This is a genomic window from Pseudomonas sp. GW823-FHT06E10 (assembly GCF_058794995.1).
The window spans coordinates 1-14145 of record NZ_JBXAHJ010000017.1; the positions used below are offsets into that span (position 1 = coordinate 1).

General features: G+C 60.2%; 11 protein-coding genes. 3 read left to right on the forward strand and 8 right to left on the reverse strand.

Annotation, left to right across the window (positions count from 1 at the left end; translation table 11 throughout):
• Positions 1-123 precede the first annotated feature (123 nt).
• From AC1Q6Y_RS23605 to AC1Q6Y_RS23625, 5 genes are all read right to left on the reverse strand, one after another.
• Positions 124-1203 (reverse strand): SMP-30/gluconolactonase/LRE family protein, encoded by a 1080-nt coding sequence (locus AC1Q6Y_RS23605; RefSeq protein ID WP_492625265.1) that lies wholly within the window; start codon positions 1201-1203, stop codon positions 124-126.
• Positions 1200-2345 carry a sterol desaturase/SRPBCC family protein gene (locus AC1Q6Y_RS23610; RefSeq protein ID WP_492625266.1) on the reverse strand — a complete coding sequence of 382 codons (1146 nt, stop codon included), beginning with the start codon at positions 2343-2345 and terminating at the stop codon, positions 1200-1202. The genes AC1Q6Y_RS23605 and AC1Q6Y_RS23610 overlap by 4 nt, the downstream gene beginning before the upstream one ends.
• A gap of 106 nt (positions 2346-2451) precedes the next feature.
• Entirely contained in the window at positions 2452-3315 is an 864-nt protein-coding gene (locus tag AC1Q6Y_RS23615) for a LysR family transcriptional regulator (RefSeq protein ID WP_223501988.1), read from the reverse strand.
• 254 nt (positions 3316-3569) lie between these two features.
• Positions 3570-3884, reverse strand: a complete 315-nt coding sequence (locus AC1Q6Y_RS23620) for an SCP2 sterol-binding domain-containing protein (protein ID WP_007946492.1) — start codon at positions 3882-3884, stop codon at positions 3570-3572.
• 64 nt (positions 3885-3948) lie between these two features.
• The gene (locus AC1Q6Y_RS23625) at positions 3949-4659 is read right to left on the reverse strand and encodes a histidine phosphatase family protein (RefSeq protein WP_492625267.1); all 711 of its coding nucleotides are present in this window, start codon (positions 4657-4659) and stop codon (positions 3949-3951) included.
• 201 nt (positions 4660-4860) lie between these two features.
• Here AC1Q6Y_RS23625 and sohB point away from each other — a divergent pair, with 201 nt between their 5' ends.
• Positions 4861-5883: a protease SohB gene (gene sohB, locus AC1Q6Y_RS23630; protein ID WP_090455662.1), complete on the forward strand. Its 1023-nt coding sequence runs from the start codon at positions 4861-4863 to the stop codon at positions 5881-5883.
• A gap of 187 nt (positions 5884-6070) precedes the next feature.
• Complete coding sequence (locus AC1Q6Y_RS23635; RefSeq protein WP_492625268.1) at positions 6071-9958, forward strand: dermonecrotic toxin domain-containing protein; 3888 nt, start codon at positions 6071-6073, stop codon at positions 9956-9958.
• Positions 9959-10009: 51 nt separating this feature from the next.
• Here the strand turns inward: AC1Q6Y_RS23635 and AC1Q6Y_RS23640 are convergent, their stop codons facing one another.
• Both AC1Q6Y_RS23640 and AC1Q6Y_RS23645 read right to left on the reverse strand, forming a co-directional pair.
• Positions 10010-10504, reverse strand: coding sequence for a DUF934 domain-containing protein (locus AC1Q6Y_RS23640; RefSeq protein ID WP_057714377.1), 495 nt, complete (start codon positions 10502-10504; stop codon positions 10010-10012).
• Positions 10488-12146 carry a nitrite/sulfite reductase gene (locus AC1Q6Y_RS23645; RefSeq protein WP_492625269.1) on the reverse strand — a complete coding sequence of 553 codons (1659 nt, stop codon included), beginning with the start codon at positions 12144-12146 and terminating at the stop codon, positions 10488-10490. The genes AC1Q6Y_RS23640 and AC1Q6Y_RS23645 overlap by 17 nt, the downstream gene beginning before the upstream one ends.
• Positions 12147-12669: 523 nt before the next feature.
• Between AC1Q6Y_RS23645 and AC1Q6Y_RS23650 the strand changes: the two genes are divergently transcribed.
• A complete protein-coding gene (locus AC1Q6Y_RS23650; protein WP_090455657.1) occupies positions 12670-13755 on the forward strand; it encodes an ABC transporter substrate-binding protein in 1086 nt (361 codons plus the stop codon).
• 6 nt (positions 13756-13761) lie between these two features.
• Here the strand turns inward: AC1Q6Y_RS23650 and AC1Q6Y_RS23655 are convergent, their stop codons facing one another.
• Complete coding sequence (locus tag AC1Q6Y_RS23655; protein ID WP_057714552.1) at positions 13762-13980, reverse strand: DUF2970 domain-containing protein; 219 nt, start codon at positions 13978-13980, stop codon at positions 13762-13764.
• Between the last annotated feature and the right edge of the window lie 165 nt (positions 13981-14145).

The following is a 14145-nucleotide window of genomic DNA, read 5'->3' on the forward strand; positions in this document are numbered from 1 at the left end:
ATCTGTCGCCAATAGCCATGGAGCAAAAAGCGGCATAAACACCGTAACCGGTGTCCGGGATTACTTGACCAGTTCAGGCTCGCTCCTACAGGGGGGCTTCGGTGAGTTCAGGAAGGGGGCTGTTCATTGCAATGCCTTGCTTAGCGGCAATCGCACCATGTTCCGGGCTTTCAGCGAACCGAAATACAACCAGGCCCCATACTCGCGCACGGTGGTGATGGGGGAGTAATTGTCGCTGCTGCCGTCCTGCAGGTTGGCGATCACTTTGCCATCAAGGTCCAGGCCCAGGGCAAATCCGTGTTTTTCCACGGGCTTGGGCAAGACGGTCATGGCCCGCACGATCATCTTGCGCACGAACGGATGCGCCGCCGTGGCATCGAGCAAGGGGTTTCGGGGGGCATACAGCGCCACCCAGAACCGGTCGTGGCCATTGAACGACAGGTTGTCCGGCAGCCCTGGCAGGTTGTCGATAAACAGGTCGTGGGTGCCGGCCTTCGGACCGCTGAGCCAATAACGAGTGATGCGGTAGGCGCCGGTTTCATTGACCAGTACATAGGCATCGTCCGGTCCCAGGGTCACGCCGTTGGCAAACTCCAGCTTATCCAGCACAACCGAGGTTTTGCCGGTCTGGAAGTCGTAGCGCAGCAGTCGACCGTCGCCGCCGTGTTCGATCACGGCCTCACCGTCGTGGCCATAGCCGAAGCGGCTCGAAGCATCGCTGAAATAAGCGTAGTGACCGGGTTTGTCGATGGCCACGTCGTCGGTAAAACCGAAGGGAACGCCGTCGGCCTCTGTGGTCAAGGCCACCAGGCGTCCCTGGGCGTCGAGGGACAACAAGCCTTTGACGGCATCGGCGATCACCAGCAGGCCATTGGGATGCCGGGCCAGGCCCAGTGGCCGGCCACCGGTATCGGTCAGGATACTGGTGGTCTTGCCGTCCAGGCTCGTACGGATCAGGCGCCCGTCGTGCAGGCCGGTGATGAGCGTGTCGTTTTCCAGCAACAAGGCTTCCGGCCCGTCGATATTGGCGGCGCCGACGCGCTCCACCTCTTTGAGCCGCTGATTGTCGGCGTAGATTCCGCTGGTGAGGGACGGCGCGGCTTGTGGTGTCCAGGCCACCGGCCGCACCTTGGTGGGCATCAGCAGCAGGAAGGCGCCGATGACGACGATGACCAGCAACAGACATTTGAAGGTTCTGCTCACACGCCGACTCCTGTCGCGGCCAGATACTTCTGTGCCATGTCGCGCAATGCCAGCATCGACGCCGCCGATTCCCGGTCTATGCGCCGCTTGAGCAACAAGCGGTTGGCAATGCGCATTGCCAGGCCGCTGAACTGATATTCCAGGGTGCGGACGAAACGTGTGTCTTCGCCTGTGGCATCGCATTCATAGGTCACCACCAGCGACAGGCCGTGGTCACCCCGGGCCTCGGCGCTCCAGCGCCGCCCGGGCAGGTACTCCGCCACCTCCCAGCGCAAGTGCCCGTCGCGCCCGCCGGCACGGATGTCTTCCTCGAAACGTGCGCCGGCATGCAGCGGGCCTTTTGGCCCGTCGATGCGCAGCGACGACGGATGCCATTGCGGCCAAAGGGTCACGGTGCTGGCGTAGGCAAGTACCTGGATCGGGTTTCCGGCAATGACAACCTGATGCTGCATGCGGGTCATGGGGGTTCTCGTCGGGTTGAGCGGCTCAGGTTCCGGCTCCCAATAGAGGGTGCCGAACAGGTAGTCCATCAGCGGGAAAACGATGTTGAAATTACGCGCCTGCATCAGTTCACGGCGGTGGTGCAGTTCGTGCAGCCGGCGCATCTGGCGGATCCACGGCAGCCGTGTGAGCGGGTTGCGCGACGGCAGATGCTCGCAGGCATGAAACACTTCATAAGTCAGGTAGCCGAGGACAAGAAGGCCGCCGACCAATCCGGCGACGTTGGTATTGATGTGCTTGAGCAGCCACCAGAGGGGCAGGGCGACGGCGAGGGTGTGCAGCACGATCAGCCACGCCGGAAACAGAATCACCCGCCAGTCGCGGGCGCTGTCGTAGGTCATGTGGCCGGGGGTGAAAAAGCTGTGGTGGTCGCCTGCGTGACGGGCGTAAAACAGCCGGGCGAAGCTCTTTTTATGATGCCCCAGGTGGCGATGCACCATGTACACACCGAGGTTGAACAACAGCAGCGTGACGGGCACCGCCAGCCATTCCGCTGGCCGCACCTGATGTACGTTGCTCCAGAAGACGCTGATCGCCAGTGCCCCGAACACCAGGACAAACGTGCCATGCAGCCAGGGGTTGTAGAGCGGATGAATGTCGGCGCGGTAACGGCCGCGGAATCCTTCGGTGGTCTGCCTCACTGCAATCACCTGTCGTTTTTGTTATCTCTTTCAGATTAGCCGATCCCGGTGATTTGACGGACCGAACCTTAAGGACACAACGGCCATGATCCGGTGCAAACCGGTCTCAGGTCAGTGGATCCCATCGCTGCGACCAGTCTTCGTCGGAGTCGATGACTTTGCGCAGCAGGTCGAAGGCGTGTTGCAGCGTCGGCGAGTCACGATCGCGCGAGTAGACCAGATAGGTCGGATAGTTGAATTCCGGCGCCTTGGGCACCCGTTCCAGGGCGCCGCTTTGCAGATAACTCTGCACGACGCGGGTGCGGAAGTAGCCACTGCCGCCGTTTTCGAGAAGATACTGCAAGCCCAGCGGGCCCAGATTGAAACTCAGCGCAGCCTTGGCCTTCTCCGGCAACGCGGCGTCGTGCTGGCGTCGAAAATCAGCGCCCCAATCGATGTACACATAAGGATCGGGCTTGTCGGCCAGGCGCACGAGAATCAGTTTTTCTTCGAGAATCTGCTCGACCTGCAGGCGCGGCCAATATTCGGGCTGATACACCAGCGCGGCATCCAGAACGCCCAACTCCAGTTGGCGCAGCAGGTTTTCGCCGTCGCGGATTTCCATGCGCAGGGCATGGCTGGGGATGTTCTTGCGAATTTCACCGGCCCAGCCGAGCATCAACGGGTTGCACAGACTCACCTCGCCACCGATGTGCAGCACATCGCGATAACCTTCGGGCAACGGCAAATCACGCCGCGCGGCTTCCCAGGTTTGCACCAGCTGATTGGCGTACACCACGAACGCTTCGCCATTGGGCGTCAGACGGGCGCCGGCACGATTGCGCACGAACAGGGTGCTGCCCAGTTGGCTCTCGAGTTTTTGCACCCGTGCGGTGATCGCGGTCTGGGTGACATGGAGTTTCTCGGCAGCCGCGGCCAGGCTGCCATGGCGAACGATTTCGAGGAAGGTGCGGGCGAGGTCGATGTCCATGGGGTGGCCGGTGGTGTAAGTGCCCGCATTGTAAGAGCACCACCTGACCTGTGGCGAGGGGGCTTGCCCCCGTTGGGGCGCGAAGCGGCCCTTGACGTCCTTCCGACAAGTCGAAATCTCTGGTTGTGCAACTGCTTCGCAGTCGAACGGGGGCGAGCCCCCTCGCCACAGGACCAGCGAAAACGACGAATCCCGCCACTAAGGGCGGGATTCGTTTGCAGCAGGCACGCTCCCGAAGTTCGGGAACCAGGTGCTTACGACGGGAACAGCTCGGACAGTTTCATCGCCAGCATCATGTCGCCTTCAGCGCGCAGTTTGCCGCCCATGAACGCTTGCATGCCGTCAGTCGAACCGTCGACGATGCCTTGCAGGGTTTCGCCGTCCATCACCAGGGTCACCTGGGCGTCCGGGTTCTCGCCTTCCTGCAGCTCGCAGGTGCTGTCCTTGACGATCAGCGAGAAGTTCTTGGTGTCGTCGATGCGGAAACCGAAGACCAGGTCCAGACCGGCGGCAGCGGCTGGGTTGAACTTGGCTTTCATTGCTTGTACGGCATCAGCTACGGAGGTCATGGTTCGATCCTTTCTTGGGTAATAAGAGCTGGGTGATTACAGCCAGGGTCACAATAATCCGGACTCAGCGAAACGTGATGAGTTCCGGGGCCGTCAACAGTTGCAGGTGCACATGACTGTTGAAGGAAGCCAGGGACACCTCGCGACCACGAAACTTAAGCTGGTTGAGCGAGGTGTTGACGATTTGCCAGTTCAATTCAAAGGCCTGCCGGGCAGGCATTTGCGTAATCAGGTGGAGCAGGGCGGTGATGGTGCCGCCGGACGTGAACACGGCGATTTTCTGGGTGTTGTCGGCCTGGTCGAGAATGCGATGCAGACCGGCCCTCACCCGTTCGACAAACCCCAGCCAGCTCTCCAGGCCCGGTGTGTCGTAGGTGCCGGCCAACCAGCGCTCGATGATCAGGGCGAAGATACGCTGGAACTCACCACGGTTTTGCGCGGCGTTGCGCAGGATGTCCAGGGCCTCGGGTTCGTCCGGCAGCATGGCCGGCAACAGCGCGCGGATCACTGCATCGGCGTCGAACTCATTGAAGGCGGAGTCGGTTTCCAGCACCGGCACCGGCAGGCCTGCCGCGGCGAATTGTTCCAGCGCGCTGTTGGCCGTGTGCTGCTGGCGGCGCAGATCCCCCGCCAGGCAGCGGTCGAAGCTGATCCCGAGTTCGGCCAAGTGCCGACCCAGGATTTCAGCCTGACGAATACCGGTCGGCGACAGCACGTCGTAGTCGTCTGCACCGAAGGAGGCCTGGCCATGTCGAATCAAATAGATACTGCCCACGTCCGCGTCTTCCCGGTACGTTGAAGGTTTGGCGAGGTTATGAGGATGGCGGTGTGCTGTCAATGAAAAAACATACGCTTGTTTGAAATGCCCGTTACAGGCCTGTTACCAGAGCTTTCACGGCTGGTAGCAAGGTCGGTGCATGGGTATGCTGGAGGTATCCCGCGCGCGTTCAAGTCGCGCATCGTTTGAGGAGTCCCTGTGGAGTTTTTTTCCGAGTACGCCATTTTTCTGGCCAAGACCGTGACCCTGGTGATCGCCATTCTGGTGGTCCTGGCCAGTTTTGCGGCCTTGCGCAGCAAGGGGCGGCGCAAGTCGTCGGGCCAGTTGCAGGTCAGCAAACTCAATGATTTCTACAAAGGGCTGCGCGAACGCCTGGAGCAGACGTTGCTCGACAAGGATCAGCTCAAGGCCTTGCGCAAGACCCAGGCTAAAACCGACAAGAAACAGAAGAAAAAACCCGAGGCCAAGCCCCGGGTGTTCGTGCTCGATTTCAATGGCGATATCAAGGCTTCGGCCACCGAAAGCCTGCGCCACGAAATCACTGCCTTGCTGACCCTGGCCACACCGAAGGACGAAGTGGTGCTGCGCCTGGAAAGCGGCGGTGGCATGGTTCACAGCTACGGCCTGGCCTCCTCGCAACTGGCGCGTATCCGTGAGGCCGGCGTGCCCTTGACCGTGTGTATCGACAAGGTCGCGGCCAGCGGTGGCTACATGATGGCGTGCATCGGCCAGAAGATCATCAGCGCACCCTTCGCGATCCTCGGCTCGATTGGCGTGGTGGCGCAGTTACCCAACATCAACCGTTTGCTGAAAAAGCACGACATCGACTTCGAAGTGCTGACCGCCGGTGAGTACAAACGCACACTGACCGTGTTTGGCGAAAACACCGAGAAGGGCCGGGAGAAGTTCCAGCAAGACCTGGACATCACCCATCAACTGTTCAAGAACTTCGTGTCGCGCTATCGCCCGCAACTGGCGATCGATGAAGTGGCCACCGGCGAAATCTGGCTCGGCGTGGCGGCGCTGGAAAAACACCTGGTCGACGAACTCAAGACCAGCGACGAGTACCTCGCCGAACGCGCCAGGCAGTCCGAGCTTTATCACCTGCACTATGCCGAGCGCAAAAGCCTGCAAGAGCGCATTGGCATGGCCGCCAGCGGCTCGGTCGATCGTGTGCTGCTGAGCTGGTGGAGCCGTTTGACCCAGCAACGCTTCTGGTAACGGGGCAGGAGATATTGCAAAACATCCAGCCGGGGCATTAGCCCCGGTTTTTTTTTGCCTGCGAATACTTGCCTGATGTCCTCCACGACCCGGCGAAATCTCTGTAGGCAGCAGGCGACCGTTCCTGCTTTCGGTAATGCGGCGGTTGGTTATGTTGGTGTTCCGGAATAATTGCCATGGAACGCATATGAATGACCATCAGACACCGCTTCATCCCGATCTTGCACCGCTGCGCGAAACACTGAAGTCTGTGGTGGGCGCGGCTTTGCCGCAGTCTCCCGAGCAGTTCGGTGCCCAGTTGATCAAGGCAAAATGGGGGCAAGACATCGACCCGCAAAAGGCCCTGTTGGTCACCCTGGATTACCGCTATCGCGGGCACCCACCGCAGGACGGTATCGAGCAAGGCCAGGTGGCAAACACGCAAACCCTGGTGCAGGCGTTGCTGGCGAACTACCAGACCGTCGGTGACGGGCGTTTTGCCGAAAGCGCATTTGGCTTGTACACACCGCCCGATGTCGGTCCGTCCGTTCGCATCGTGGAGCATGTCGATGAATTCGCCGATCACGGCAATGGCAATCACCACACCTACGAAGGTATCTATCGCCAGACCACGCCCCAGGTCTATGGACCGGCAACGCAAATTGCCCTGAGGCCAGCGGCGTTCAAACAGTGGGTGTGGGAGCTGGATCTGCAAACCCGCTATCAGGCTTACCTTGATCGCGCGTGGCCCTCCGATAAGCGTATCGTCCAGGCGGCGCCGTACGACCTGAGAACCTCGGCCAAGGCCGCCTTTATCATGAGCGCCTGCCTGCAACATCAGGAGGGCAGTTTGAGTCAGGAAGGCCTGGTCTTGGCCATGCAGGCCGCCGGGTTGCCAGCGCAGCAGACCTGGAATGCGTTGACCATCGGCCAGGTGCAGGCGCCCACCCGCATCAGTGCGCCGATCGAGGTCGGTCGGCTGACGATCTATCGCTATACATCGGACGATATCTGGTGTTATCGCCACCGTCACAGCGGCCGGGTCTTGCTGAACATTCCCGGCAACTCCTCACCCTTGCATGAATTCGCCGACTTCCGGCACCTGCGCCAATGGATCGTGGACCAAGGCAGGGTTGCCGCCAAACGGCAAGCGCTGGTCGCGCATTTTGCCGAGGACGATCGTGAAGACGGTACCTTCCATGCGGGGGTGTCGACGGCGTTGGAGGGTATGGCGGTTTACCCGAAGGAACACTGGCTGAAAAAGAACGCAGGGTTGTTCAACAACGACGGTTTCTGGGACCCGCAGGACTACATCGACCTTGAGCGTGCGCCGACTGACACCGATCCGTTCGCGCAATTGGTGCTGACCATGAAGCAGGCCTCCATGGCCAGCGTCAAAACCATCCGCGACGATGCCCAAGTCAATCGCGACAACCTGAGCGCGGTGGTGGAACCGCTCGTGCAGTGGATCAACCGGCTGGGGCCATTGGCACTGTTCATTCCGGGAGGTGAGGGCGTCCTGGTACTGGCCGGGCTGATCGACGCCGGTTATGGCCTCGATCAGGCCGTCAACGGTAAAACACCGGAGCAGCGCTCCGAGGGCGTGACGCGCACGGTGTTCGGCTTGCTCAATGCACTCCCGCTGGCCGGGGCGGTGGCGGCGCTCAAGGGCGAAGAAAAAATCGCCGGAACGTTGCACGAACCCCGGGAACCCGGGAGCGAGCCGCATCCCGAAACGCCGGCCGAGCCCGCACCCGGATCGGCTCCGGCGCCGGTGTCGACACGTGTGGAGCTGATGCGTGGCGTCTGCACCCCCCTTGCTGCCTTCAGTGATGAGGTATTGGCGCAGATCGCCCGGGTCAGTACGGTCGACGACGATATGCTGCGCCTGATGCAGACTGGCCGTCCGCCGACGCCGTTGCTCGCCGACACCATCACACGCTTCAAGCTCGATCAGGAACTCGAAATCGTCGCCGACCCGCAAGCCCGGGCCGGATTGTTCAACGCCCGATATCAGGCGCTCCAGCACTCGGACCAGGAGTGGGTTCGCCTGTTTCAGCGTGAGTACCAAGGTTTGCCGAAAAGCGCCGTGGAGCAGATCCTCGACCGTTCGGGAGTTGACATCAATCGGCCCGTCGATGCTGACGAGGCGCTGCTACTGTTCAAGCGCCTGGACAGCAAATCGCGGGAGTATCAACAACATGCACGACTCAACCGGGCTTATGAAGGTCTGTACTTGCGTTCGATCGTCCATCCGGAAACCGATGTCCTGGCGTTGCATTCCCTGCCACGCCTGCCCGGTTGGCCGAAAGACTTACGCATCGAAGTGCACGACGGGTCAATCAGTGGCCGGGTCCTGGACCGTTGCGGCCCGCCCGATTCGGCGGATTGCCGGCGCTTGATCAAGGTCGGTGATCGCTATCGGTATTCCACGATGGCGGCTACCGACGGCGAGGGTTCGGATCTGTTTACCGCACTGGTCGATCTATTGTCAGGGGAGGAACGCGCGGCGATGTCGCTGCGCTCCCCAGACGCGGCCAGCCAGTTGCGCCTGCGTATTGGCACACATGCCTTGCCCCGCTCCGAGCTGATACTCGGCTTGAATCGAATGGATTCGCGGTTGCCCTTCGAAGCCAGTGGGTTGCGCGGCGGCGGCTTTCCGAATACGCCACAGGCCGCTGCGCTGACCCATGAAATCATGCGACTGCAGGTCAAGAATCTGTATCCGGATTTCACCGATGCCCAGGCGGATGAGCTGCTCCTGATGGCGGGTAACGGCGCTCAAGCGCTGGTGGATCGCCTGATTCTCGAGATGCAGCAGTTGCATGCCGATCTGCGCCAGTGGATCGACCAGGCCGTGCTGGATGTCGATGACATGGATGTGGATTTTCTTGCGGTGGACGATGATGACGCCGCAGGCATGAGCCCTGAGCAGGTGGCGGCACACAATGTCGAACTTCTGCAAACCGTGATTGGCTTTGAGCGTGAAACGCGAATTGAATTGGGCGACGAACTGATGGGCATCTGGCAAAAATGCCCGCCCCAGATCAATAGAGTCATGTCCGGTGAGACGTTCTCTGGTTACAGGCTGGATCTGGGTTTCGAGGACTACCATAGGTTGCCAACGATAAACGTGCGCTTCAATGAGGTCGTCGAACTATCGATGCGGGGCTTGCACCTGGTTGAGCGCGAGAGCCTGAGCGTCTTTCTCGAAAGTTTTCCGAACCTGCGTTCCCTGAACCTGGAACGTGTCGACCTGCGGCAACTCAACGCAGACGGCGTGCTGGAAGGTGTGTTGCCTCCACCGATTCGGCAAATGCCCCACCTCACTACGCTCAACCTGAGTTCCACCTTTTTGCAGCTTCAGGAGCGCACGGCTTCGCAGTTTCGTGAGCTGGTGAGCTTGCAAATGCTGGATCTGAGTGACAACCCGTTGACTGTACCGCCCGTGGTATTGGGGATGAATGAACTGCGTGTGTTGAACCTGAGAAACACCGGAATCAGCCATTGTCCGATAGGCATCGCCGATCAGCCGTACTTCACCTCGCTCGACTTGCGAGGCAACCGGATCGGTCGGGTTCCCTACTCGATACTGATTCAGGCGGTGTCCCGGGACCGGGTGAAATTGTGGGGTAATCCGCTGACGGATGAAGACACGTTGTTGCGCCTGGTGAGTCATCGTGAGCGCACCGGTATCAATTTGTGGTTGAGTGAGCCGGGTGCCGATTACGGCAGTGCGACGCCCTGGCTGGAGGAGGGTGATGAAAGCGTGCGCGAGGCGCGGCAACAGATCTGGCAACGATTGGCCGTCAAGCCATCGGGCAGTGCGTTGCTCCGGGTCATGGATGGATTGAGCCTGACGGCGGATTTCCGGGTCGGTTATTGGTCGCTGCAGGCGCGTGTGTGGCGCTTGCTCCAGGAAGCGGATGCGTCAGAAGAGTTGTGGGGCTGGTTGCTGCACTGTGTCGAAACGCGGACGGCCGATGCGGACAATCCGTTCAGGCTGTTCGTGTTGCTGGAAGATCGAGTCCGGCTGTACTGCGACTGGGTCGCCATGGGGCGTCCGATTCCGCTGGTGGATAATCCGGTGTTTTAGCGCGAAGGGTAAAACCCCTTGAACCCCGGGTCGGGGTTCAAGGGGTGACGGTCAGCGACGACGGAACAGCGGCAGCGGTTCGTCGGCAGCGGCCTGGTAGGTCACCGAGAAGTCCTTGAGGCCTTCAAGGGCTTCGTGCGGGTCTTTGTCAGCGCGAATGGCGAACGCGTCGAAACCACAGCGATGCATGTAGAACAACTGGTCACGCAACACGTCGCCAATGGCCCGCAATTCGCCCTTGAAACCGTAACGGTCACGCAGCAGGCGGGCGTTGGAGTAGTTGCGGCCATCGGTGAATGCCGGGAAGTTCAGGGCGATGACCTGGAATTGCGCCACGTCTTCACCGATTTCCTCGGCTTCTTCATCGGCGTCCAGCCAGATGCCCAGGCCGCCATCGCGGGCCAGGAGCATGCGGCTATGTTCGCGCCACAGCTGCAACGGCACGATGAGGTCGTCGCAGTTGCTGATCTCGTCGATGTTGAAGTCCTTGGGCAGCAGGTGCCAGGTTTCGTCGACGACCTCGTTGTTCTTAATGATTCGCTGCATAGACACGCTCCTTGAAGAGGTCGATACCAATACGCTGATAGGTGTCGATGAAGCGTTCGTCTTCGGTACGTTGTTCGATGTACACGTCGATCAGCTTTTCGATCACGTCAGGCATGGCTTCCTGGGCAAAGGACGGGCCGAGGATCTTGCCCAGGCTGGCGTCACGGCTGGCGCTGCCGCCGAGGGAAACCTGATAGAACTCTTCGCCTTTCTTGTCCACCCCCAGGATGCCGATGTGGCCGACGTGGTGGTGACCACAGGCGTTCATGCAACCGGAGATGTTCAGGTCCAGTTCGCCGATGTCGAACAGGTAGTCCAGGTCGTCGAAGCGGCGCTGGATCGATTCGGCGATCGGGATCGACTTGGCGTTGGCCAGGGAGCAGAAATCACCGCCCGGGCAGCAGATGATGTCGGTCAGCAGACCGATGTTCGGCGTGGCGAAACCTTGCTCGCGCAACTCGCCCCACAGGGCGAACAGCTTCTCCTGCTCGACGTCGGCCAGGATGATGTTCTGCTCGTGGGAGGTGCGCAGTTGACCGAAGCTGTAGCGGTCGGCCAGGTCGGCCACGGCGTCGAGCTGTTTGTCGGTGATGTCGCCCGGTGCAACGCCGGTTGGCTTCAGGGACAAGGTCACGGCCACGTAGCCCGGCTTCTTGTGGGCCAGGGTGTTGCGCACGCGCCAGCGGGCGAAGCCCGGGTGCTGCTGGTCGAGCTCGGCCAGGGCGGCGGTCTGGTTGTCCAGCGCCTTGTAGTCCGGATCGACGAAGTGTGTGGCGACGCGCTGCACTTCGGCTTCGGTCAGCGTGGTCTGGCCACCGCGCAGGTGCTCCATTTCCGCATCGACTTTCTGCGCAAAGACTTCAGGCGTCAGCGCTTTGACCAGGATCTTGATCCGCGCCTTGTATTTGTTGTCGCGACGGCCATAGCGGTTGTAGACCCGCAGGATGGCGTCGAGGTAGCTCAACAGGTCTTGCCACGGCAGGAATTCATTGATGAATGCACCCACCACCGGCGTACGACCCAGGCCACCGCCGACAAGCACGCGGAAGCCCAGTTCGCCGGCTGCGTTGTGCACCGGCTCAAGGCCGATGTCGTGGACTTCGATGGCGGCACGGTCGGAAGTCGAACCGTTGACGGCAATCTTGAATTTGCGCGGCAGGTAGGCGAATTCCGGGTGGAACGTGGTCCACTGGCGGACGATCTCGCACCATGGGCGCGGGTCGATCAGTTCGTCGGCGGCGACACCGGCAAACTGGTCGGTGGTGACGTTGCGCAGGCAGTTGCCGCTGGTCTGGATCGCGTGCATCTGCACGGTGGCCAGTTCAGCGAGAATGTCCGGAATGTCTTCCACGGCCGGCCAGTTGAACTGCACGTTCTGCCGGGTACTGATGTGGGCATAGCCCTTGTCGTAGTCGCGGGCAATCCTGGCCATCATTCGCATCTGGCGCGAAGTCAGTTGGCCGTAAGGCACGGCGACTCGCAGCATAGGCGCGAAACGCTGGATATAAAGGCCATTTTGCAGGCGCAGGGGGCGGAATTCTTCTTCGCTCAGCTCGCCTGCCAGATAGCGTCGGGTCTGATCACGGAACTGCTTGACGCGGTCCTCGATGATCCGCTGATCGTATTCGTCGTATACGTACATATAAGTCCTGTTCTCAGGCTTGGGCCGGTCGGAAACAGCGGCGTTTTTTGGCTTGCTGGCGTCCGATAATACCTCGGCAATTCTGCGCGCACGGCCGCGCACTCCCTACGGAGCCGGGGCACGATACCAGTTTGCAGTTATGCGTAAAAGTGATGTTTGAGCATATGTAAAGAACCAAATCGACTAATGAGGGGCGCTGTTACAAAGACCCTGTTTGTGATGCGGGCAATCGTCGTCTTTACTCTGCTCGAGTCTTTATGCAATCACCGATAAAACCGACAAGAGGCGATGCAATGAGCAACCCAACCAAAGCACGGAAAAGCGATAGCACCGTTGATGCATGGGCCATTTTGTTCCTGATCATTCTGGTCGTGGGGACCGCGGTATTCTGGGTCAGTCATCAGTAAGCGACCCCGTCCGGGCCCGGTTCCGACGATTGTCTGACAAAAACCGGAAAAGTCGCCGTTTTACGGACGTTCGCTGGCTATAATGCGCGGCGAATTTCCGGGGGCTCGGACGACACATGTTGAAGTTTCTAAGTGGTGTATTACTGGCGCTGGGCATGGTCGCGGGACCGTGCGCTCAAGCGGCGTCAGTGCTGTTCCTTAACCCGGGAACCACCAAGGAAGCTTTTTGGGTCAGTTACTCACAGTTCATGCAGGCCGCCGCCAGGGATCTGGGCATGGACCTGCGGATCCAGTACTCCGACCGGGTGCCTGAAAACATCATCAAGCAGGCGCGCGAAGCCCTCCAGGGACACAATCGTCCCGACTACCTTGTGTTCGTCAACGAACAATCCGTTGCCCCCGAAGTGCTGCGCCTGGCACAAGGCAGCGGGGTGAAGTTGTTTCTGGTCAACAATGCCTTGACTGTGGATCAGGTAAAACTGCTCGGCGCCCGACCCGACAAGTATCCCGACTGGATCGGCAGCCTGGTGCCCAACGATGAGGAGGGCGGCTACCTGATGCTCAAGGAGTTGATTCGGTTGCATCCCCCGGTGGCCCCGGGCCAGATGATTGACCTGCTGGCTTTTTCCGGTTTGAAGGTCACTCCGTCGGCGCAGTTGCGTGAGAAGGGCATGCGTCGGGCGCTGGCCGAACACCCGCAAGTGCGTTTGCGTCAGTTGGTGTATGGCGGCTGGACACGTCAGCGCGCGTATGAGCAAGCCAAACTGTTGTTCACGCGTTATCCGCAGACTTCACTGGTGTGGGCGGCCAACGACGAAATGGCGTTTGGCGTCATGCAGGCGTATGTCGAATCGGGCGGTGTTCCGGGCAAGGATGCATTGTTCGGCGCCATCAACAATTCACCCGCAGCATTGCAAGCGCTGCTCGACAACCGCCTGAGCGTGTTGCTGGGCGGGCATTTCACCTTGGGTGGCTGGGCACTGGTTGAACTGCATGACTATGACCAAGGGGTCGACATCAGTCAGTACGGCGGTCGGGACCGACAACTTCCGCTGTTGCAACCGATTAACCGGGCGCAAGCCAAACAACTGCTGGCGTTGGGCAGCGCACGGAATTTCGGGGTGGATTTCCACAAGCTGTCGGCGAAGGGGCGACCAGCGTCCTACCGCTATCCGTTCAGCCTGCAAATCCTGATGCACTGAGCCGTTTCAGATCCCTGCCAGCAGCAACACCAGTTTGACGATGCCAAACAGCGTCAGGGCAAACACCGTGGTGAACAAAATCCCCAGGATCACGAAATGACTGGGCTTGCCGTGGGTAAAATCCCGCGCCCGGTTCTTGTTGCTCTGCACTCCGAACGCTGCCGCCATGACACTGTGCAACATCTGCCAGAAGGTTGGCGGCTTGTTGTCGACCGGATCGTCCATAAATCCCTCGCCTGTCAGTAAGTCCTCAGAGCATAGACAATCTGCCGGCCAGTGGTGCGGCCGGCCTGCGAATCGACGCATATTGAAATCAGTCTGGGCCGATGCGATAACTATCTACCGCAGATACGGTTCACTGAAATGATGTTCTGTCGTTCCATTTTTCAG

Bases quoted from the DNA above. Each gene is read 5' to 3' on its own strand.
- AC1Q6Y_RS23615 (WP_223501988.1), bottom strand. From the start codon at position 3,315: ATGGACATCGACCTCGCCCGCACCTTCCTCGAAATCGTTCGCCATGGC.
- AC1Q6Y_RS23620 (WP_007946492.1), bottom strand. From the start codon at position 3,884: ATGACCTCCGTAGCTGATGCCGTACAAGCAATGAAAGCCAAGTTCAAC.
- AC1Q6Y_RS23635 (WP_492625268.1), top strand. From the start codon at position 6,071: ATGAATGACCATCAGACACCGCTTCATCCCGATCTTGCACCGCTGCGC.
- AC1Q6Y_RS23640 (WP_057714377.1), bottom strand. From the start codon at position 10,504: ATGCAGCGAATCATTAAGAACAACGAGGTCGTCGACGAAACCTGGCAC.
- AC1Q6Y_RS23645 (WP_492625269.1), bottom strand. From the start codon at position 12,146: ATGTACGTATACGACGAATACGATCAGCGGATCATCGAGGACCGCGTC.
- AC1Q6Y_RS23650 (WP_090455657.1), top strand. From the start codon at position 12,670: ATGTTGAAGTTTCTAAGTGGTGTATTACTGGCGCTGGGCATGGTCGCG.
- AC1Q6Y_RS23655 (WP_057714552.1), bottom strand. From the start codon at position 13,980: ATGGACGATCCGGTCGACAACAAGCCGCCAACCTTCTGGCAGATGTTG.